Below are 20259 nucleotides of genomic sequence, written 5' to 3' on the forward strand. Positions count from 1 at the left end.
CTGAAATGAGCACTGAAGGTGCCAACACTGGAAGCCGCTGGCTACCGCGCCTGATTGGCGCGCTGCTGTTGCTGATGGGCCTGGCCCTGCTGGCCGGCGGCATCAAGTTGAGCCAGCTGGGCGGCTCGCTGTACTACCTTGTTGCCGGTATCGGCTTTGCCTTGTCGGGCATTCTGCTGCTGGCCCAACGGCGCATTGCCTTGGGCCTGTACGGCCTGGTGCTGCTAGGCAGCACGGTGTGGGCCTTGCTAGAAGTCGGCCTGGACTGGTGGCAACTGGTGCCGCGCCTGGCCATCTGGTTCGCCATCGGCGTGGTCCTGCTGCTGCCGTGGGCGCGCCGCCCGCTGATCGGCCCGGCCAGCACTGCCAACACGGCGCTGCTCAGCGTGGCCGTGGTGGCCGCAGGCGCCTGCGCCCTGGGCAGCCAGTTCACCCACCCGGGTGAGGTGTTTGGCGAACTGGGCCGCGACAGCAGCGAGATGGCCAGCGCCGCGCCGAGCATGCCGGACGGCGAATGGCAGGCTTATGGCCGTACCGAGCATGGCGACCGCTATTCGCCACTGCGCCAGATCACCCCGCAGAACGCCTACCGCCTGGAAGAAGCCTGGCGCATCCGCACCGGTGACCTGCCGACCGAGAACGACCCGGTCGAGCTGACCAACCAGAACACCCCGCTGAAAGTCAACGGCATGCTGTATGCCTGCACCGCGCATAGCCGCCTGCTGGCACTCGACCCGGACACCGGCGCGGAAATCTGGCGCTATGACCCGCAGGTGAAGAGCCCCACCGGCACCTTCAAAGGCTTTGCCCACATGACCTGCCGCGGGGTTTCGTATTATGACGAGAACCGCTACGTCAGCCGCGACGGCAGCCCGGCCCCGAAAATCAGCGACGCCGGCCAAGCCGTGGCGCAGGCTTGCCCGCGCCGCCTGTATCTGCCCACCGCAGATGCGCGCCTGATCGCCATCAACGCCGATAACGGCAAGGTCTGCGAAGGCTTCGCCAACCAGGGTGTGATCGACCTGACAACCGGCATCGGCCCGTTCACCGCCGGCGGCTATTACTCCACCTCGCCCGCGGCCATTACCCGCGACCTGGTGATCATCGGCGGCCATGTCACCGACAACGAGTCCACCAACGAGCCGTCTGGCGTTATCCGCGCCTATGACGTGCACGACGGCCACCTGGTGTGGAACTGGGACAGCAACAACCCGGAAGACACCAAGCCGTTGGCCCCCGGCAAGATGTACAGCCGCAACTCGGCCAACATGTGGTCGATCGCCAGTGTCGACGAAGACCTCGGCATGATCTACCTGCCGCTGGGTAACCAGACCCCAGACCAGTGGGGCGCTGACCGCACCCCAGGCGCCGAGAAGTACAGCGCTGGTGTGGTGGCCCTGGACCTTGCGACCGGCAAGGCTCGCTGGAACTACCAGTTCACCCACCACGACCTGTGGGACATGGACGTCGGCAGCCAGCCGACCCTGGTGCACCTGAAGACCGACGATGGCGTGAAACCGGCGATCATCGTGCCGACCAAGCAGGGTAGCCTGTATGTACTCGACCGCCGCGACGGTACGCCAATCGTGCCGATCCGTGAAATCCCCACGCCGCAAGGTGCGGTGAAAGGCGACCACACTTCGCCGACCCAGGCCCGTTCCGACCTCAACCTGCTGGGCCCGGACCTGACCGAACAAGCCATGTGGGGCGCCACCCCGTTCGACCAGATGCTGTGCCGCATCCAGTTCCGCGAACTGCGCTACGAGGGCCAGTACACCCCACCGTCCGAGCAGGGCTCGCTGGTCTACCCAGGCAACGTAGGCGTGTTCAACTGGGGCAGCGTATCGGTCGACCCGGTGCGCCAGTTGCTGTTCACCTCGCCCAACTACATGGCATTCGTGTCGAAGATGGTGCCGCGTGAACAGGTTGCCGAGGGCAGCAAGCGCGAAAGCGAAACCAGCGGCGTGCAGCCGAACACCGGTGCCCCGTATGCCGTGACCATGCACCCGTTCATGTCGCCCCTGGGCGTGCCGTGCCAGGCCCCGGCCTGGGGCTACGTGGCCGCCATCGACCTGTTCACCAACAAAGTCGTGTGGAAGCACAAGAACGGCACCACCCGTGACAGCACACCCGTGCCGATCGGCCTGCCGGTTGGCGTGCCCAGCATGGGCGGCTCGATCGTGACCGCAGGCGGCGTCGGTTTCCTCAGCGGGACCCTCGACCAGTACCTGCGCGCCTACGACGTGAACAACGGCAAGGAACTGTGGAAAGCCCGCCTGCCAGCGGGTGGCCAAGCCACCCCGATGACCTACACCGGCAAGGACGGCAAGCAATATGTGCTGGTGACCGCGGGCGGGCATGGCTCGCTGGGTACGCGGATGGGCGATTACATCATCGCTTACAAACTGGCTGAATAAGCTGCAAGTCACAAGCTACAAGCTGCAAGTACAAGCGGGGCCAATGCGGTCCCGCTTTTTTCTTGTAGCTTGTAGCTTGTAGCTTGCAGCTTGCAGCTTGCAGCTTGCAGCTTGCAGCTTGCAGCTTGCAGCTTGCACCTTGCAGCTTGAAACTTGAAACCCAATCCCCTGCGCCCCATCTAAGCACCATAGTCATTCACGCAGGTGCCCCATGAGCGACCAGCAGGATTTCCCGGAAAACCCCGACGAACACAGCGAAGTCGAGCACACCACCCCCCAGGCCCAAGCCGGCCACGCCCTCGCCCTGCCCGGCCAACAACTGCCGGACAAGGTCTATGTGATTCCGATCCACAACCGCCCGTTCTTCCCGGCCCAGGTACTGCCTGTGATCGTCAACGAAGAGCCCTGGGCGGAAACCCTTGATCTGGTCGCCAAGTCCCCTGACCACTGCCTGGCCCTTTTCTTCATGGACACGCCGGCAGAAGACCACCGCCACTTCGATACCTCGGCTTTGCCGCAGTACGGCACGCTGGTCAAGGTGCACCATGCCAGCCGTGAAAACGGCAAGCTGCAGTTCGTGGCCCAAGGCCTGACCCGGGTGCGTATCCGTACCTGGCTCAAGCATCACCGCCCGCCCTATCTGGTCGAAGTGGAATACCCGCGCCAGCCCGCCGAGCCTACCGACGAGGTCAAGGCCTACGGTATGGCGCTGATCAACGCGATCAAGGAACTGCTGCCGCTCAACCCGCTTTACAGCGAAGAGCTGAAGAACTACCTCAACCGCTTCAGCCCTAACGACCCGTCGCCGCTCACCGACTTCGCCGCCGCGCTGACCTCGGCTACCGGCGGCCAGTTGCAGGAAGTGCTGGACTGCGTGCCCATGCTCAAGCGCATGGAAAAAGTGCTGCCCATGTTGCGCAAGGAGGTCGAAGTCGCCCGCCTGCAAAACGAGATTTCGGCCGAGGTGAACCGCCAGATTGGCGAGCATCAGCGCGAGTTCTTCCTCAAGGAACAGCTCAAGGTCATTCAGCAGGAGCTGGGCCTGACCAAGGACGACCGCAGTGCCGACCTGGAGCAGTTCGAGCAGCGCCTGGAAGGCAAGACCCTGCCCGAGCAGGCGCGCAAACGCATCGATGAAGAAATGGGCAAACTGGCCATTCTGGAAACCGGTTCGCCCGAATACGCCGTTACCCGCAACTACCTGGACTGGGCCACTGCCCTGCCATGGGGGATCCACGGCAAGGACAAGCTCGACCTCAAGCACGCGCGCAAGGTACTCGACCAGCACCATGCAGGCCTCGACGACATCAAGGAACGCATCCTCGAGTTCCTCGCCGTTGGCGCCTGGAAGGGCGAGATCAGCGGCTCGATCGTGCTGCTGGTAGGCCCGCCCGGCGTGGGCAAGACCAGTATCGGCAAGTCGATTGCCGAGTCGCTCGGCAGACCGTTCTACCGCTTCAGCGTCGGCGGCATGCGTGACGAGGCCGAGATCAAGGGCCACCGCCGCACCTACATCGGCGCCCAACCCGGCAAGCTGGTGCAGGCGTTGAAGGATGTCGAAGTGATGAACCCGGTCATCATGCTCGACGAGATCGACAAAATGGGTCAGAGCTACCAGGGCGACCCGGCCTCGGCGCTGCTGGAAACCCTCGACCCGGAACAGAACGTCGACTTCCTCGACCACTACCTGGACCTGCGCCTGGACCTGTCGAAAGTGCTCTTCGTATGTACCGCCAACACCCTGGACTCGATCCCCGGCCCGTTGCTGGACCGCATGGAAGTGATCCGCCTGTCCGGCTATATCACCGAAGAAAAACTGGCCATCGCCAAGCGCCACCTGTGGCCCAAGCAGTTGCAAAAGGCCGGGGTGGCCAAGGCCAGCCTGAGCATCAGCGACAGCGCGCTGCGCACGGTGATCGAGGGCTACGCCCGAGAGGCCGGGGTGCGCCAGCTGGAAAAGCAATTGGGCAAGCTGGTGCGCAAGGCGGTGGTCAAGCTGCTGGAAAACCCGGACGCCAAGCTGAAAATCGGCACCAAGGACCTGGAGGCCGCACTCGGCATGCCGGTGTTCCGCAGCGAGCAAGTACTGGCGGGCAAAGGTGTGATCACCGGCCTGGCCTGGACCAGCATGGGCGGCGCGACCTTGCCGATCGAGGCAACCCGCATCCACACCCTCAACCGCGGCTTCAAGCTGACTGGCAAGCTGGGCGATGTGATGAAGGAATCGGCCGAGATCGCCTACAGCTACGTCAGCTCCAACCTCAAGCAGTTCGGGGGTGACCCCGGTTTCTTCAACGAAGCCTTCATTCACCTGCATGTGCCTGAAGGGGCCACCCCCAAGGACGGGCCGAGCGCTGGCATCACCATGGCCAGTGCCCTGCTGTCGCTGGCCCGCAACCAGGCACCGAAGAAAGGGGTGGCCATGACCGGCGAACTTACCCTCACCGGCCAGGTGCTGCCCATTGGCGGGGTGCGCGAGAAAGTGATCGCGGCACGGCGGCAGAAGATCTTCGAATTGATCTTGCCAGAGCCTAACCGCGGCGACTTCGAGGAACTGCCGGACTACCTGCGCGAAGGTTTGACAGTGCATTTTGCCAAACGCTTTGCCGACGTGGCGAAAGTACTGTTCTGACAGGCCCTGGGCTGCTTTGCAGCCCATCGATGGCAAGCCAGCGCCCAGCCTGTGGGAGCCCGGCTTGCCGGCGATGGGCCGCACAGCGGCCCCAATCGCTTGGCTGACCGGCATCAGGCACAAGCCCCACAAATTTCCTTGATCATCGGTTATCCTCAGGCCATCGCCAGCCTCCGGAGCCAACATGGCCGCCCCTCGTCTGCTCGTTCCCCTGAGCTTCGCCCTGCTGGGCGCCTGCGCCCAGCAACCCACTCAACCCGTCGAACTGGACGCCGAAAGCGAGTGCCCCATCCGCCTGCAGGTTGGCCAGAACCTCACGCTGAGCCTGCCCAGCAACCCCTCTACCGGCTACCGTTGGCGTGTGCAGGACCCGGCAGCCGGTGTACTGCACAGCCTTGGCCCCGAGGTCTACAGCGCGCCAGACGACACAGGCATGGTCGGCAGCTCGGGTTTGTCCACCTGGCGCTACCAGGCCCACGCCCGGGGTGAAGGCAAGCTGGTGCTGGTCTACCAGCAGCCTTGGGCCACCGACGTCGCGCCCGTGCAAACCTTCGATTGCGCCCTTCGGGTCAACTGAGCTGCAGCGCCGGTCAGCCAATCATGCATCCAGGCCGCGGTTTGGCTAGAATGCCGCCCTTGCCTACCACCCGCAGCCTGGATCCGCCGTGAGCAAACAACCCGACCGCCTTTTTGCCCAACCCCTGGAGCAAGTGCCCGACTTCGTCTTCAACGAGGACGTGGTGCGCGTGTTCCCAGACATGATCAAGCGCTCGGTGCCGGGGTATCCAACCATCGTGGAAAACCTCGGTGTGCTGGCCGCACGCTTTGCCCAGCCGCATACCGCCCTTTACGACCTGGGCGCATCGCTGGGTGCGGTCACCCAGTCGCTGCGCCGGCATGTGCGCAGCGATGGTTGCCGGGTGATCGCGGTCGACAACTCCGCCGCCATGGTCGAGCGCTGCCGCCAGTACCTCACCGCCCAGGACTCGATGTTCCAGGAGCTGTTGCCGGTACAGGTGCTCGAAGCCGATATCCTCGCCCTCCCCTTCGAGCCCGCCTCGGTGGTGGCGATGAACTTCACCCTGCAATTCATCGCCCCCGACCAACGCCTGGCACTGCTTGCCCGCATCCGCCAGGCACTGCTGCCCGGCGGTGCGTTGATCCTGTCGGAAAAACTGCGCTTCGCCGATGAGCGAGCCCAGGACCTGCTCAATGAGCTGCATCTGGACTTCAAGCGGGCCAACGGTTACAGCGAACTCGAAATCGCCCAGAAACGCAGCGCCATTGAAAATGTGATGCGCCCCGATACCCTCGAAACCCACCAGGAGCGCCTGCTTGCCGCCGGCTTCTCGAAAGTGGTGCCGTGGTTCCAATGCCTTAACTTCGCCTCGTTGATAGCCCTGCCATGATCGATCTGTCTTCCCTGGTCCGCCGCCTGGCGGGTACCCCCCTGGCTTCCTGGTCGCAAGGCCTGCAAGCGCAACTGCAAGCCAAGCTGGAAAAGGGCCACGGTGACCTGGACCGCTGGCGCGGTGCGCTGGAAGCCTTGCCCGCCGTGCAACCGAGTGAAGTCGACCTGGTGAACGGCCTGCGCCTGGACTGCGACTGCGACGCGGCCACCCGTGCACAGATGCGCCAGGCCTTGATGGGCCTGTCACCTTGGCGCAAAGGCCCGTTCGACCTGTTCGGCGTGCACGTCGACACCGAATGGCGTTCCGACTGGAAGTGGTCTCGCGTGGCCCCTCACCTGGATCTCAAGGGCAAACGTGTGCTCGATGTCGGTTGTGGCAACGGCTACTACCAGTGGCGCATGCTCGGTGCGGGCGCCGACATGGTGATCGGCGTCGACCCCAACTGGCTGTTTTTCTGCCAGTTCCAGGCGGTGCAGCAATACCTGCCGGAACTGCCCGCCTGGCATCTGCCTTTCGCGCTCGAAGAACTGCCGGCCAACCTGGAAGGGTTCGATACGGTGTTTTCCATGGGCGTGTTCTACCACCGCCGCTCGCCCATCGAGCACCTGCTGGCGCTGAAGGACTGCCTGGTCAAAGGGGGGGAGCTGGTACTGGAAACCCTGGTGGTCGAGGGTGATGAAAACCAGGTGCTGGTGCCCGAAGACCGCTACGCACAGATGCGCAATGTCTGGTACCTGCCTTCGGTACCGGCGTTGGCGCGCTGGTTGCGCCGTGCCGGCTTCAGCGACGTACGCTGCGTCGACGTGAGTGTGACCAGCATTGAAGAGCAGCGCAGCACCGACTGGATGCGTTACCAGTCCTTGGCTGACTTCCTCGACCCGAACGACCACAGCAAGACCATCGAAGGCCTGCCCGCACCACGCCGGGCCACCCTGCTGGCGCGCAAATAAAAAAAGCGCCCATGGGGGTAATGCCAGTCAGTTAAGCGATTTGGGGCCGCTTTGCGACCCTTCGCGGGCACGCCCGCTCCCACAGGGGATCGCGCATTTCTTGAGTTCAGGGCGTGCCCGCGAAGGGCTGCAAAGCAGCCCCACTAACGCTTAACTGACAGGCATTACCCATGCGGGCGCCTGAAGACAGCGACGCCGGGGAGCAGTGCCGGCGCCGCTGTTGCGACTCAATCCTTGGCCACCTCACGGGCCTTCTCTTGCGCCTTGCGCTCGCGCTCGGCCACGGCCTGCTGCTTGTCGCCGTGCAGGCGCTGCTGGTCTTCGCGGAACGCTTGCCAGAACTGCCTGGAGCGCTCCGCACCGCCCTCGGCGTAGACACTGGCGCTGCCCAGGGCAAGGGTGGCCAACAGTAGGTATTTGGTCAGGTTCATCGGGGTTGCCTCGTGGTAGCCGATCAGTCAGGCCATGGTCGCAGAGGCTGGCTAACAGCAAGGTGAGGCGCGGATTACAGTCCTGCAATGTGCCGGCGCCGCAACGGACAGCCAGATAACACCCGCATTACAAATCCGTTATCTACACCTCGGCCGCTAACGCATGCCGTAACATCCTGCGCCTTGACCCTGATGTCACTACAGGGTCGAGAATCGCCCCCTTTCCACCACACCGAGCCAACCCATGCGCCTACTGATCATCGAGGACGAGCTGCGTACCGCCGATTACCTGCAGCAAGGGCTGCGCGAAAACGGCTATGTGGTCGACTGCGCCCATACCGGCACCGACGGCCTGCACCTGGCACGCCAGCACCCGTACGACCTGGTCATCCTCGACGTCAACCTGCCCGAGCTCAATGGCTGGACCGTACTTCAGCGCCTGCGTGCCGAATCGACCACGCGCATCATGATGCTGACCGCCCATGGCCGCCTGGCCGACCGGGTAAAGGGCCTGGACCTGGGCGCCGATGACTACCTGCTCAAACCCTTTGAATTCCCTGAACTGCTGGCGCGCATTCGCAGCCTGCTGCGCCGCAACGACCAGCAACTGCAACCCAGTACCCTGCGGGTCGCCGACCTTGAGCTGGACCCGGGCCGCCACCGCGCCTATCGCGCCGGGCAACGCATCGACCTGACCGCCAAGGAGTTCGCCCTGCTCCACCTGCTGATGCGTCAGACCGGTGAAGTGCTGTCGCGCACGCAGATCATCTCAATGGTGTGGGACATGAATTTCGATTGCGACACCAATGTGGTGGAGGTCTCGATCCGGCGCCTGCGCGCCAAGATCGACGACCCGTTCGACAACAAACTGATCCATACCCTGCGCGGTGTCGGTTACGTGCTGGAGGCGCGTTTTTGAAGACTACCAGCCTCTCTTTGCGCCTGGGCCTTAGCGTCACGCTGATGGGCGCTGCGCTGGTGTTGTTGCTGGCCTGCCTGGCCGTGTTCGCCCTGGATCACGAGCTGGACAGCCGCGCACGCGGGGACCTGGCGCGCAAGATGCTGCAAGTCGAGCACAACCTGCGGGTCGATCTGCGCAGCGAGGACCTGGGCACCAGGGCCCACCCCCTGCTCGACCTGGTGATGGGGCACGACAACCTGAGCCTCAGCGTGCTGGCGCAGGAAAGCCGCCACCCACACCTGCTCAGCCTGGGGCCGGCACTGGACTCGCGCGTCGCTGAGCTGCCCACCGACGAACGCCTAACCTTTCACGCCTGGCGCGACAGCAGCGGCAACCAGATCCTGACCGTCAGCCGGTTGATGCGCCTGCGTGACAACACCCCGGTCAAGGTGCTGATGTCGCTCAACCGCGCCGACGATAACGCCCTGTTGCAGGCGTACCTGCACTCAACCCTGCTGGCGCTGCCACTGATGCTGCTGCTGATTGGCGCGGGGGCCTGGTGGCTGATGCAGCGCGGCCTCAAGCCCCTGCGACATTTTCGGCGCATCGCTGGCCAGGTTTCGGCCCAGGACCTGCAGCATCGCCTGCCCGCCAGCGGCCTGCCACTGGAACTGGCTGAACTCGCGCGCAGCATCAACGTGATGCTCGACCGCCTTGACCAGGGTGTCAGCCAGCTCGCGCAGTTCTCCGACGACTTGGCGCACGAACTGCGTACCCCCTTGAGCAACCTGATGGGCAAGGCCCAGGTGACCCTGGCGCGCGAACGGGAGAACGCCAACTACCGGGAGGTGCTGGAAGACAGTATCGAGGAGCTGACCCGGCTCAACCGCATCATCAATGACATGCTGTTTCTTGCCCAGGTCAGCCAACCGCAAACCCAGGTGGCGCTCAAGCCCTTAGCGTTGGCCGACGAAACTGCCCGGGTAGTCGAGCTGTTCACCTTCAGTGCCGAGCTCAAAGGCGTAGCGCTGCGGGTGCAGGGTTGGGGCACGGCGTTGGGCGACCGGTTGATGGTTCAACGGGCGCTGTCGAACCTGTTGAGCAATGCCATACGGCACAGCCCTGAGGGTGAACCGGTCGACTTGCATATCCAGCGTACAGGCAACGAAATACGGCTATCTGTGCAGAACCGTGGCCCAGGCATCGCTGCGGCTGAGCAGCCACAGCTGTTCGAACGCTTTTACCGGGTGGGTTCGGGGCGCTCGCGGTTGGAGGGCGGGACCGGCTTGGGGCTGGCGATCGTCAAATCGATCATGCAACTGCACGGCGGGCGGGTCGAGGTGAGCAGCAGCCCCTTGGGGCCGACCCGCTTCACGCTGGTGTTTCCTGCCGAGTGATCGGCCGCCTGTACCCGCGAATAGGCTGGTACAGGCAACTGACAGATCAGCGCGAAGCCGCGACGATCAGGGCCTTCATCTCGGCCACAGCAGCCTTGAAGCCCACGAACAGGGCATGCGCCACCAATGCGTGGCCAATGTTCAGCTCATTGATACCCTTGATCGCCGCCACCGCCTCGACGTTGTGGTAATGCAGGCCATGGCCGGCATTGACGACCAGCCCCTGACCCACGCCAAACGCCACACCGTCGACAATGCGCCGCAGCTCATCGGCCACCTCGCCTGGGGTTTGCGCGTCGGCATAGCGCCCGGTGTGCAGCTCGATGGCGGGGGCGCCGACCCGGCGTGAGGCCTCGATCTGCCGCTCGTCAGCATCGATGAACAGCGACACTTCGGCGCCAGTGCGTGCCAGGCGTTCGACCGCCGCCTTGATCCGTGCCTCCTGCCCCGCCACGTCCAGGCCACCTTCGGTGGTCAGCTCCTGACGGGTTTCAGGCACCAGGCAGATGTGCGCCGGGCGAATTTTCTCGGCAAAGGCCATCATCTCTTCGGTGACGCCCATTTCGAAGTTCATGCGCGTCTGCAGCACGTCCTTGAGCAGCACCACGTCGCGCTCCTGAATGTGCCGGCGATCTTCGCGCAGGTGCACGGTAATGCCGTCGGCGCCTGCTTCCTCGGCATCCAAGGCAGCCTTGACCGGGTCAGGGTAACGCGTGCCGCGGGCCTGGCGCAGGGTTGCCACGTGGTCGATGTTGACGCCAAGAAGCATGCGGTTGCTGTGAGTCACGAAAGGCTCTCCTGAAGATTGAGGCCCACAGCATACGTCGTGATCAGCGCTTGCGAAACAGTTCCCGGCTGACCAGTGGCTTGCCGCCCAGGTGAACGGCCAGGGCCTGGCGCATCAGGCGCTTGGCGGCGAGCAAGGCACCGTCCGCGCTCCAATCGGCTTGCGCCATGGCCAGCAGCTCGGTGCCGCGGAACAAGCCGGGTTGCACCAGCTCGACCCGTTCCAGGCCTGCGTCCACGCGCAAGCGGTACAGGCCATCGGCGGCAATGGGGTGGTCGTTGACGTCCTGGCTCAGGGAAAACGCGTAACCAAGCTCATCGAGCAGCCGCCATTCGAACGAACGCAGCAGCGGCTCCAGCGGGCGCCCCTCGGCCAAGGCCTGCAGGGTGAGTGCGTAGTGCTCGAAAAGGGCCACGAATGGCGCCTCGGCAGGCAGCAGGCGCATCAGCAACTCGTTGAGGTACAGCCCGCTGAACAGTGCATCGCCATGCAACCAGGCGGCGATGCCGGCGCTGTCCATGCGCCCGACATTCTTCAGCTCGCCACGCCCGCGCAGTTCGAGCTCCAGCGGCACGAACGGCCGTACCAGGCTGCCACCCTTGCCGCGCGCACGGCGCAGTACCGCGCGCATGCGGCCCTGCGGGGTGAAAAAGTCCACCAGCGCACTGGTTTCCTTGTAGGCGCGGCTGTGCAGCACATAGGCTGGCTGGCCGACAGGTTGTTCCATGGGAAATCACTCGTTCCCTGTAGCCAGGAAAACCGCACAGTGGGGCGGCTGTGCAGCCCATCGCCGGCAAGCCAGCTCCCACACCGACCGCATCGCCCCAGGGCTTGTGCAGTACCTGTGGCAACTGGCTTGCCAGCGATGGGCCGCACCGCGGCCCCAACAGTATTGCTTACAGGTCGCCGTAACCCAGTGAACGCAACGCGCGCTCATCGTCGGACCAGCCACCTTTCACCTTGACCCACAGGTTGAGCATGACCTTGGAGTCGAACAGCACTTCCATGTCTTTGCGCGCTTCGGAGCCGATGCGCTTGATGCGCTCGCCCTTGTCGCCAATGATGATCTTTTTCTGGCCATCGCGCTCAACCAGGATCAGCGCGTGGATGTGCAGCACGTGCCCCTGCTGCTTGAATTCCTCGATCTCCACGGTGATCTGGTAAGGCAACTCGGCCCCCAGCTGGCGCATGATCTTCTCGCGCACCAGTTCGGCCGCCAGGAAACGGCTGCTGCGGTCGGTGATCTGGTCTTCCGGGAAGAAGTGGTCATTTTCCGGGAGATGCTTGGCGATCTGCGCTTCCAGCGCCTCGAGGTTATGGCCCTGCTGCGCAGAAATCGGCATCACCTCGGCGTTCGGCAACTGCTCCTGCAGCCATTGCAGGTGCGGGATCAGCTCGGCCTTCTCTTCCATGCGGTCGGTCTTGTTGACCGCGATGATCAGCGGCCCGGTCACGTACTGCACGCGCTCCAGCACCAGTTGGTCCTCGTCGGTCCACTTGGTACGGTCGACCACGAAGATCACCACATCGACGTCTTTCAGGGCCGCCGAAGCATTGCGGTTCATGTAGCGGTTCAGGGCCTTGTCGTTGGCCTTGTGCATGCCAGGGGTATCGACGTAGATCGCCTGCACATCACCTTCGGTCTTGATGCCGAGCATGTTGTGGCGGGTGGTCTGCGGCTTGCGCGAGGTAATCGCCAGCTTTTGGCCGAGGATGTGGTTGAGCAGGGTCGACTTGCCCACGTTCGGGCGGCCGACAATGGCTACATAGCCGCAGCGGGTCGGGTTGCTATCAGTCATTGCCATTCTCCACGCCCAGGGCGATCAGTGCAGACGCAGCGGCAACTTGCTCGGCAATACGCCGGCTAACGCCTTGGCCACGGCTCTTGTTGTTCAGCAGCACCACTTCGCATTCGACGAAAAAGGTGCGGCAGTGCGGCTCGCCCTGGATATCCACCACTTCGTAGCGCGGCAGCTCGCAGCTGCGCGACTGCAGGAACTCTTGCAGGCGGGTTTTCGGGTCCTTGTTGGTGTCGACCAGGGTCAGGCCCTCGAACTCATTGGCCAGCCAGGCCAGCACACGCTCGCGGGCGGTTTCCATGTCGGCGTCCAGGTAAATGGCGCCAATCAGTGCTTCCAGCGCATCGGCAAGGATCGACTCGCGGCGAAAACCACCGCTCTTGAGCTCGCCGGACCCCAGGCGCAGGTACTCACCAAGGTCGAAGCCACGGGCCAGGCGGGCCAGGGTTTCGCCCTTGACCAGCCGCGCCCGCAGGCGCGACAGCTGGCCTTCGCGGGCCTGCGGAAAACGCTCGAACAGCGCTTCACCGGCGACGAAGTTGAGAATGGCGTCACCCAGGAACTCCAGGCGCTCGTTGTTGCGCCCGGCGTAACTGCGATGGGTCAGCGCCAGGAGCATCTGGTCCTGGTTCTTGAAGGTGTAGCCGAGCTTTCGCTCCAGACGGGCAAGGGAAGCACTCATGCGGCCACCCGTTGGTTATTTAACGCGTTGTTCAAATCAACATCCTGAAAGACTGTTTGGCTGTGGCCCGCCGCGCGATGTGCGGCGAATCTCCCGATCCCTGAGAACACAGCCTATGTCAGAAATGCATTCGGCGCTGTCTGCTGGACAGCGCCGATGGGTATCAATGGATCAAACCGACCCGCGACAGGTTGGGCAGGTGGCTGAGCTTGGGTTCCGGCCAGCTCATCCATACCGCGAAGGCCTTGCCGACGATGTTCCGGTCCGGAACCATGCCGTGCAGCTCCTTGGGAATATTCGGGTCATCCCAGAAACGGCTGTCGTTGGAGTTGTCGCGGTTGTCGCCCATCATGAAGTAGTGGCCTGCCGGCACGGTCCATTGCTGGTCCGGCGGCATGCGATAGCGGCTCATTTCCTTGCGGATCAGGTGTTCGGTCTCGCCCAGCTTTTCCTTGTACAGCGTGGCGCTGCCCAAGGTGCCCGGCTCGCTACCTACCAGCTGTTCGGCAACCGGCTGCCCGTTGACGAACAGGCGCTTGTCGTTGGTGTAACGCACCACGTCGCCTGGCAGGCCGACCACACGCTTGATGTAGTTGACGTTCGGGTCGCTCGGGTAACGGAACACCATGACGTCGCCGCGCTGCGGGTCACCCACCTCGATGACCTTCTTGTCGATCACCGGCAGGCGAATGCCATAGGAGAACTTGTTCACCAGGATGAAATCGCCCACTTCCAGAGTGGGTTTCATCGACCCCGAAGGGATCTGGAACGGCTCGACCAGGAACGAGCGCAGTACCAGTACGATGAACAGCACCGGGAAGAACGACTTGCCGTACTCGACCAGCAACGGTTCCTTGTTCAGGCGCTCGACCACCGCCATTTCAGGCTGGCTTACGCTGCCCTGATAGTTGGCAATTGCCGCACGCCGGCGCGGGGCCAGGAACAGCAAGTCGATCAAGCCCAGCAAACCGCAGACGAATACGGCAATGACCAGCAACAGCGGGAAATTTAGCGACATAGGACCTAGCTATCCAACCTGAGCACGGCGAGGAAGGCTTCCTGTGGAATTTCCACGTTGCCCACCTGTTTCATGCGTTTCTTACCGGCCTTCTGCTTCTCCAGCAGTTTCTTCTTACGGCTGACGTCACCACCGTAGCACTTGGCCAGTACGTTCTTTCTGAGCGCCTTGACGGTTGTCCGGGCAATGATCTGGCCGCCAATGGCTGCCTGGATCGCCACGTCGAACATCTGCCGAGGGATCAGTTCCTTCATCTTCTCGGTCAACGCACGGCCTTTGTAGGCCGCGTTGTCGCGGTGCACGATCAATGCCAGGGCATCGACCTTGTCGCCGTTGATCAGCACGTCCAGCTTGACCAGGTTGGCCGACTGGTAGCGATCAAAATGGTAATCCAGCGAAGCATAGCCGCGGCTGGTGGATTTGAGGCGGTCGAAGAAGTCCAGCACCACTTCGTTCATCGGCATGTCATAGCGCACCTGCACCTGGCTGCCGAGGAACTGCATGTCGCGCTGCACGCCACGCTTCTCGATGCACAAGGTGATCACGTTACCCAGGTGCTCCTGCGGCACCAGAATGGTCGCGGTCACGATCGGCTCGCGGAAGTCGGCCACGGCTGAAACATCCGGGAGCTTGGACGGGTTGTCGACGACAATAGTTTCGCCGGTTTTCAGCTCCAGCTCGTAGATCACGCTGGGTGCGGTGGTGATCAGGTCCAGGTCGTACTCGCGCTCCAGGCGCTCCTGGATGATCTCCATGTGCAGCATGCCGAGGAAGCCGCAACGGAAACCGAAGCCCAGTGCATCGGAGCTTTCCGGCATGTACTGCAGCGACGAATCGTTCAGGGTGAGCTTCTGCAGGGCATCGCGGAAGTCTTCGAAGTCGTCGGAGCTGACCGGGAACAGGCCTGCGTAGACCTGCGGCTGGATTTTCTTGAAGCCTGGCAGCACTTCGACCTCGGGGGTCGAGGACAAGGTCAGGGTGTCGCCGACCGGGGCACCGTGAATGTCCTTGATGCTGGCGATGATGAAGCCCACTTCACCGGCTTTCAGGTCGGCGGTCTGGGTGTGTTTCGGGGTGAACACCCCCACGCTGTCGACCAGGTGCACCTTGCCGGTGGACTTGACCAGGATCTTGTCGCCCTTCTTGACGCGCCCCTGGCGCACGCGCACCAGCGAGACCACGCCCAGGTAGTTGTCGAACCAGGAGTCGATGATCAGCGCTTGCAGCGGCGCATCGATTTCGCCCACGGGTGCCGGGATCGAGTGCACCAGGCGCTCGAGCACCTCGTCCACGCCCATGCCGCTCTTGGCACTGCAGGCCACGGCGTCAGTGGCGTCGATACCGATGATTTTCTCGATTTCGTCCTTGACGCGGTCCGGGTCGGCCTGGGGCAGGTCCATCTTGTTGAGGACCGGCATGACCTCCAGGCCCTGCTCGATGGCGGTGTAGCAGTTGGCAACCGACTGGGCCTCTACCCCCTGGCCGGCGTCGACCACCAGCAGTGCGCCTTCACAGGCTGCCAGCGAGCGCGAGACTTCGTAGGTGAAGTCGACGTGGCCGGGGGTGTCGATGAAGTTCAGCTGGTAGATCTTGCCGTCCTGCGCCTTGTAGTGCAGCGTGACGCTGTGGGCCTTGATGGTAATACCGCGTTCGCGCTCCAGGTCCATGGAGTCCAGTACCTGGGCTTCCATTTCGCGAGCCGTCAGGCCACCGCACATCTGGATGAAACGGTCGGCCAGCGTCGACTTGCCATGGTCGATGTGGGCGATGATGGAGAAATTGCGGATATGACTCAAATCACTCACGGGTCAACACTCGAAAAGGCTGCGAGCCGGACGCCCGCCGAAAAATAGCCGGGCATTGTACCTTAAGCTGTTCGCAGATGGGAGATTCCTCTGCCCGACTGTACACAACTACCCGCCAGCCAATTGTGAATATTCATGAAAAAGGGCAGCCGAAGCTGCCCTTTTCGCCCCACCTGGCCGCTTATTCAGCGAGCTTGAAGGTGATGAAGCTGGCACGGCCCTGACGCAGCACGCGCATCGACACCGAGCGGTTCTTCGGCAGTTCCTTGGCGATTTCGGTGAATTCCTTGGCCGAGCCGATGGCCTGGTTGTTCAGGTGGCTGATGACGTCACCCGGGCGCAGGCCGATGAGCGCTGCCGGACCATCCTGGACTTCCTTGATCACCACGCCGCCCTTGAGCTCGAGGGATTTTTTCTGCTCGGCGGTCAGGTCGGCGACCGCGACACCCAGGCGGTTGCTGCTGCGCTCGGTGCTGCCGTCGGCACCGGCGGTGATGTCGGCGTCGTCGTCCGGCATGGCGCCCACGGCCACGTCCAGGGTCTGGCGCTTGCCGTTGCGGATGATTTCCAGCTTGGCTTTTTCGCCATCCTTGAGGCTGCCGACCAGGTGCGGCAGGTCGGCCGACATGACGATCGGCTGGCCGTTCATGCTCAGGATCACGTCACCCACCTGCAAGCCACCCTTGGCGGCCGGGCCGTTTTCCAGCACCTGGGCTACCAGGGCGCCGGCCGGCTTGTCGAGGCCGAAGGATTCGGCCAGGTCCTTGTTGACCTCCTGAATCACCACGCCCAGCCAGCCGCGGCTGACTTTGCCGTCTTTCTTCAACTGGTTGGAAACGTCGAGCGCCACATCGATCGGGATGGCGAACGACAGGCCCATGAAGCCGCCCGAACGGGTGAAGATCTGCGAGTTGATACCCACCACTTCGCCCTTCATGTTGAACAGCGGACCACCGGAGTTACCCGGGTTGATGGCCACGTCGGTCTGGATGAACGGCACATAGGTATCGTTGGGCAGGGTGCGACCCTTGGCGCTGACGATGCCCTTGGTCACCGAGTGGTCGAAGCCGAACGGCGAACCGATGGCCAATACCCACTCGCCCACCTTGAGCTTCTCGGAGTCACCCAGTTTCACGGTGGGCAGGTTCTTGCCATCAACCTTGAGCAAGGCCACGTCGGTACGGGGATCGGTGCCGATCAGCTTGGCCTGCAGCTCACTGCGGTCCGACAGGCGGACGATGATCTCGTCGGCATCGGCGACCACATGGTTGTTGGTCAACACATAGCCATCGCTGGAAATGATGAAGCCAGAGCCCAGCGACATGGCCTCACGCTGGCGATCGCCACGGGGCGAGCGCGGCTGTTGCGGCATGTTGCGCTCGAAGAATTCGCGGAACATCGGCGGCAGGCCTTCCAGGTCCGGCATCTGGCCCTGGGCCACGCGGCGGTCCGGCAGCTTCTGCTTGGTGCTGATGTTGACCACCGCGGGCGAGGCCTGCTCGACCAGCGTGGTGAAGTCCGGCAGGGCTTCGTCGGCCTGGGCGGTGAGCGCCTGGCCGAGCATCAGCACGGTGGCGACCATCATTAGGTAGGATTTCAAGCGTGGTATTGACATACGGCTCCCGTCACAACGAGCGGTAGTTAGAAAGGCCCCTGCACAAAACAGGAAAGGCCAGGCTCCTGAAAGCCTGACCTATAGAAAATTTGCCGCCGGATTGCAAATGACAATGCTTTAATTTCATTTCAGGCGTATGCCCGGCTGCCTTTGGCACGGCCCGCAAACGGGCGCCATTACTGGCGTACCTGGGCATCCTGAGGTCGCATGGACAGGGCAACACGCTCTGCCGTACCCAGGGGGATTTCACCGACGACCGTCACCATGACCTTGCCCTTGGGCGTATTCAGGCGACGTGAAACCGCCGACGTCGGCCCAAGCTGGGTGCGCACATCGTTACCACCGTCATCCTTGACCGGCTCGAGGAACACCGAGAAGCGCGCCAGGCCATCGTCGTACATCAGGCTACTGACCGAGCTGCCAAGCTTGGGGTCGCGGTGCACGGTGCTGTTGACCAGTTCGAAGCCCGGCGGCAACCAGTCCGAACGCCAGGCGGCGATGTTGTCATTGCTGACCGAGGCCACATGCTGCACAGGCTTGCAGGCGGCGCTTGGTTGCAGGTCGCTGTCGCTGGGCAGGTCATCGGTATCGAGACGGGTCATCTGGAAGCGTTCCAGCAACTGCCCCTTGTCGTTGAGCATCAAGGAGCGCAGCGGCAGGCCGGTCTTGCGGTCCAGGTGCAATTCGAAGGCATAGCGGTGCTGGTCGCGCGGCGTGAGCGTCACAATCACCGCGTCACGCCCGGCCACGCGTGACTTGCCCGCCACGCTCAGGTCGTACCAACCCATGAGCTTCAGGGGATCAAGCACACGCGGTGCAGTATCTGGAGGGCTGGTAACCCCGCTGGCCAAGGCGCCGCTGACACACGCCACCTTGCCATCAACGCGCACGATTTCCTCGGCTGCGCCATCGAGCTGCAATAGCCGCTCGCTGACCTTGCCGCCCTCTACCCTGTGCCAGATATCGTGTGAAGAAAAACTACCGTTGCGTTCGTAGACGAAAGCGCCTTGGTAGCTCTGTTTTTGCTCGGCCTGTGCCAGCTTGTTCAGCCATTCACTCGCCTCGGGCGAAGAATTGGCTGCCAACGCTGGCACCGTCATGCAGCTGCCAACCAGCAGCGTCAGGAGAGGTAGCGCGCGCATGAGCCTCCTTACTTAACGGTTTTCCAGGCTGGCAGCGCGGGCATACGGCAGTGCAGTTTCAGTACCCTTGAGCGCAGACTCCTGAGCATGCTGGCGCAGGTAACCTGGCAGACGCTGGTCCCAGCCGGCCTGGTTCTGCAGCACACCGTTGGCCATTGGCCCGGTCGGTTGCTCGCTGCTCTCGGTATAACCTGCCAATACTGCAGGGCCCTGTGCTTGTGGCACGCTCACGCCCTGCTGGACCGGCTGCTGGGCAGCCAGCTCGGCACCGGTGATCTCGTCCTGGTTGTACATGCGCACACCCGCCAGCACGGCCACGGTGACCGAAGCAGCCACAGCCAGGCGGCCGATGCTGCGCCACGGGCCCTTGTTGACCTTGGCCGGCACGGCTTCATCGGCCAGCGCCGCAGACACCGCCGAGGCGATATCCAGGTTGGGCAGCAGCAACTCCTTGTGCATGGCTGCGCGGGCTACCTGGTAACGGGACCAGGTGGCACGGGTTTCGGCTTCGTCGACGGCGTTCAACACCCGACGCAATTCCAGTTCGTCCGCTTCGTTATCCATTACCGCGGACAGCGATTCCTGCAAAGCTTCACGACTCATGGCGGTTCCTCTCTTGGCTGTCGCCGCTGTCTCAGGTTTCCTGCAACAACGGTTGCAGGGCTTTGTCTATGGCCTCCCGAGCGCGGAAGATTCGAGAGCGCACGGTACCCACCGGACATTGCATGACACTGGCAATGTCTTCGTAACTCAGGCCATCGAACTCACGCAGGGTAAGCGCCGTGCGCAGGTCTTCGGGCAGTTGCTGGATGGTGCGATGGACGGTGCCTTCGATCTCATCCCGCAACAACGAGCGCTCTGGAGACTCAAGATCCTTGAGGCCATGATCGCCGTCGTAAAACTCCGCATCCTCGGAGCTGACATCGCTGTCTGGCGGCCGTCTTCCACGGGACACCAGGTAGTTCTTCGCCGTGTTGATGGCGATGCGGTACAGCCACGTGTAAAACGCACTGTCGCCGCGGAAATTGCCAAGTGCACGGTAGGCCTTGATAAAGGCTTCCTGCGCAACATCCTGGGCCTCGTGGGTATCGTGAACGAACCGCACGATCAACCCGAGAATCTTGTGCTGATACTTCAGCACCAACAGATCGAACGCTCGCCTGTCGCCGCGCTGCACGCGCTCGACAAGTTGCTGATCCTCTTCCTGGGTTAGCATGAACACTCCTCAGTGAACTCGAAGGAGCGTTGCAACAGCCATCGCTCAGGCTTGC

The 20259-nt window shown here is 63.0% G+C and carries 18 protein-coding genes; 7 read left to right on the top strand and 11 right to left on the bottom strand.

Going from position 1 to position 20259, the window contains the following annotated elements; translation table 11 throughout:
* Positions 1-5: 5 nt before the first annotated feature.
* From B3361_RS06785 to cmoB, 5 genes are all read left to right on the top strand, one after another.
* Positions 6-2417: a glucose/quinate/shikimate family membrane-bound PQQ-dependent dehydrogenase gene (locus tag B3361_RS06785; RefSeq protein ID WP_054905123.1), complete on the top strand. Its 2412-nt coding sequence runs from the start codon at positions 6-8 to the stop codon at positions 2415-2417.
* A gap of 211 nt (positions 2418-2628) precedes the next feature.
* Positions 2629-5049: an endopeptidase La gene (gene lon / locus B3361_RS06790; protein WP_054905122.1), complete on the top strand. Its 2421-nt coding sequence runs from the start codon at positions 2629-2631 to the stop codon at positions 5047-5049.
* Positions 5050-5233: 184 nt separating this feature from the next.
* The gene (locus B3361_RS06795) at positions 5234-5626 is read left to right on the top strand and encodes a protease inhibitor I42 family protein (protein ID WP_054905121.1); all 393 of its coding nucleotides are present in this window, start codon (positions 5234-5236) and stop codon (positions 5624-5626) included.
* 88 nt (positions 5627-5714) lie between these two features.
* Complete coding sequence (cmoA, locus tag B3361_RS06800) at positions 5715-6458, top strand: carboxy-S-adenosyl-L-methionine synthase CmoA (RefSeq protein ID WP_054905120.1); 744 nt, start codon at positions 5715-5717, stop codon at positions 6456-6458.
* Positions 6455-7411: a tRNA 5-methoxyuridine(34)/uridine 5-oxyacetic acid(34) synthase CmoB gene (gene cmoB / locus B3361_RS06805; RefSeq protein ID WP_054905119.1), complete on the top strand. Its 957-nt coding sequence runs from the start codon at positions 6455-6457 to the stop codon at positions 7409-7411. The genes cmoA and cmoB overlap by 4 nt, the downstream gene beginning before the upstream one ends.
* Before the next feature lie 227 nt (positions 7412-7638).
* On the opposite strand, the gene B3361_RS06810 is transcribed toward cmoB, so the two are convergent.
* Positions 7639-7842, bottom strand: coding sequence for a hypothetical protein (locus tag B3361_RS06810; RefSeq protein WP_009684756.1), 204 nt, complete (start codon positions 7840-7842; stop codon positions 7639-7641).
* 244 nt (positions 7843-8086) lie between these two features.
* Here B3361_RS06810 and B3361_RS06815 point away from each other — a divergent pair, with 244 nt between their 5' ends.
* Positions 8087-8761: a heavy metal response regulator transcription factor gene (locus tag B3361_RS06815; RefSeq protein ID WP_054905118.1), complete on the top strand. Its 675-nt coding sequence runs from the start codon at positions 8087-8089 to the stop codon at positions 8759-8761.
* The gene (locus tag B3361_RS06820) at positions 8758-10140 is read left to right on the top strand and encodes a heavy metal sensor histidine kinase (RefSeq protein ID WP_054905117.1); all 1383 of its coding nucleotides are present in this window, start codon (positions 8758-8760) and stop codon (positions 10138-10140) included. The genes B3361_RS06815 and B3361_RS06820 overlap by 4 nt, the downstream gene beginning before the upstream one ends.
* A 46-nt stretch (positions 10141-10186) precedes the next feature.
* Here the strand turns inward: B3361_RS06820 and pdxJ are convergent, their stop codons facing one another.
* From pdxJ to rpoE, 10 genes are all read right to left on the bottom strand, one after another.
* Complete coding sequence (gene pdxJ, locus B3361_RS06825; RefSeq protein ID WP_154211104.1) at positions 10187-10909, bottom strand: pyridoxine 5'-phosphate synthase; 723 nt, start codon at positions 10907-10909, stop codon at positions 10187-10189.
* 61 nt (positions 10910-10970) lie between these two features.
* Positions 10971-11654, bottom strand: coding sequence for a DNA repair protein RecO (gene recO, locus B3361_RS06830; RefSeq protein ID WP_054905115.1), 684 nt, complete (start codon positions 11652-11654; stop codon positions 10971-10973).
* A 169-nt stretch (positions 11655-11823) separates the two neighbouring features.
* The gene (gene era / locus B3361_RS06835) at positions 11824-12726 is read right to left on the bottom strand and encodes a GTPase Era (protein ID WP_003252061.1); all 903 of its coding nucleotides are present in this window, start codon (positions 12724-12726) and stop codon (positions 11824-11826) included.
* Entirely contained in the window at positions 12719-13408 is a 690-nt protein-coding gene (gene rnc / locus B3361_RS06840; RefSeq protein WP_009684761.1) for a ribonuclease III, read from the bottom strand. Before rnc ends, era begins: the two co-directional genes overlap by 8 nt.
* A 163-nt stretch (positions 13409-13571) precedes the next feature.
* Positions 13572-14426, bottom strand: coding sequence for a signal peptidase I (lepB, locus tag B3361_RS06845; RefSeq protein WP_009684762.1), 855 nt, complete (start codon positions 14424-14426; stop codon positions 13572-13574).
* Between the two features lie 5 nt (positions 14427-14431).
* Positions 14432-16231, bottom strand: coding sequence for a translation elongation factor 4 (gene lepA, locus B3361_RS06850; RefSeq protein WP_029886108.1), 1800 nt, complete (start codon positions 16229-16231; stop codon positions 14432-14434).
* Between the two features lie 181 nt (positions 16232-16412).
* A complete protein-coding gene (locus B3361_RS06855) occupies positions 16413-17846 on the bottom strand; it encodes a DegQ family serine endoprotease (RefSeq protein WP_029886109.1) in 1434 nt (477 codons plus the stop codon).
* A gap of 176 nt (positions 17847-18022) precedes the next feature.
* Positions 18023-18988: a MucB/RseB C-terminal domain-containing protein gene (locus B3361_RS06860; protein WP_054905114.1), complete on the bottom strand. Its 966-nt coding sequence runs from the start codon at positions 18986-18988 to the stop codon at positions 18023-18025.
* A gap of 12 nt (positions 18989-19000) precedes the next feature.
* Entirely contained in the window at positions 19001-19591 is a 591-nt protein-coding gene (locus B3361_RS06865) for a sigma-E factor negative regulatory protein (protein WP_029886111.1), read from the bottom strand.
* A gap of 31 nt (positions 19592-19622) precedes the next feature.
* A complete protein-coding gene (rpoE, locus tag B3361_RS06870; protein WP_003252049.1) occupies positions 19623-20204 on the bottom strand; it encodes an RNA polymerase sigma factor RpoE in 582 nt (193 codons plus the stop codon).
* Positions 20205-20259 lie beyond the last annotated feature (55 nt).

Source organism: Pseudomonas sp. UBA6699 (assembly GCF_002454615.1).
Lineage (GTDB): Bacteria > Pseudomonadota > Gammaproteobacteria > Pseudomonadales > Pseudomonadaceae > Aquipseudomonas > Aquipseudomonas juntendi.

Excerpts from the sequence above, each read along its gene's own strand:
- B3361_RS06785 (WP_054905123.1), top strand. The coding sequence starts at position 6 with ATGAGCACTGAAGGTGCCAACACTGGAAGCCGCTGGCTACCGCGCCTG.
- lon (WP_054905122.1), top strand. The coding sequence starts at position 2,629 with ATGAGCGACCAGCAGGATTTCCCGGAAAACCCCGACGAACACAGCGAA.
- B3361_RS06795 (WP_054905121.1), top strand. The coding sequence starts at position 5,234 with ATGGCCGCCCCTCGTCTGCTCGTTCCCCTGAGCTTCGCCCTGCTGGGC.
- cmoB (WP_054905119.1), top strand. The coding sequence starts at position 6,455 with ATGATCGATCTGTCTTCCCTGGTCCGCCGCCTGGCGGGTACCCCCCTG.
- B3361_RS06810 (WP_009684756.1), bottom strand. The coding sequence starts at position 7,842 with ATGAACCTGACCAAATACCTACTGTTGGCCACCCTTGCCCTGGGCAGC.
- B3361_RS06815 (WP_054905118.1), top strand. The coding sequence starts at position 8,087 with ATGCGCCTACTGATCATCGAGGACGAGCTGCGTACCGCCGATTACCTG.
- pdxJ (WP_154211104.1), bottom strand. The coding sequence starts at position 10,909 with ATGCTTCTTGGCGTCAACATCGACCACGTGGCAACCCTGCGCCAGGCC.
- recO (WP_054905115.1), bottom strand. The coding sequence starts at position 11,654 with ATGGAACAACCTGTCGGCCAGCCAGCCTATGTGCTGCACAGCCGCGCC.
- era (WP_003252061.1), bottom strand. The coding sequence starts at position 12,726 with ATGACTGATAGCAACCCGACCCGCTGCGGCTATGTAGCCATTGTCGGC.
- rnc (WP_009684761.1), bottom strand. The coding sequence starts at position 13,408 with ATGAGTGCTTCCCTTGCCCGTCTGGAGCGAAAGCTCGGCTACACCTTC.
- lepB (WP_009684762.1), bottom strand. The coding sequence starts at position 14,426 with ATGTCGCTAAATTTCCCGCTGTTGCTGGTCATTGCCGTATTCGTCTGC.
- B3361_RS06855 (WP_029886109.1), bottom strand. The coding sequence starts at position 17,846 with ATGTCAATACCACGCTTGAAATCCTACCTAATGATGGTCGCCACCGTG.
- B3361_RS06860 (WP_054905114.1), bottom strand. The coding sequence starts at position 18,988 with ATGCGCGCGCTACCTCTCCTGACGCTGCTGGTTGGCAGCTGCATGACG.
- B3361_RS06865 (WP_029886111.1), bottom strand. The coding sequence starts at position 19,591 with ATGAGTCGTGAAGCTTTGCAGGAATCGCTGTCCGCGGTAATGGATAAC.
- rpoE (WP_003252049.1), bottom strand. The coding sequence starts at position 20,204 with ATGCTAACCCAGGAAGAGGATCAGCAACTTGTCGAGCGCGTGCAGCGC.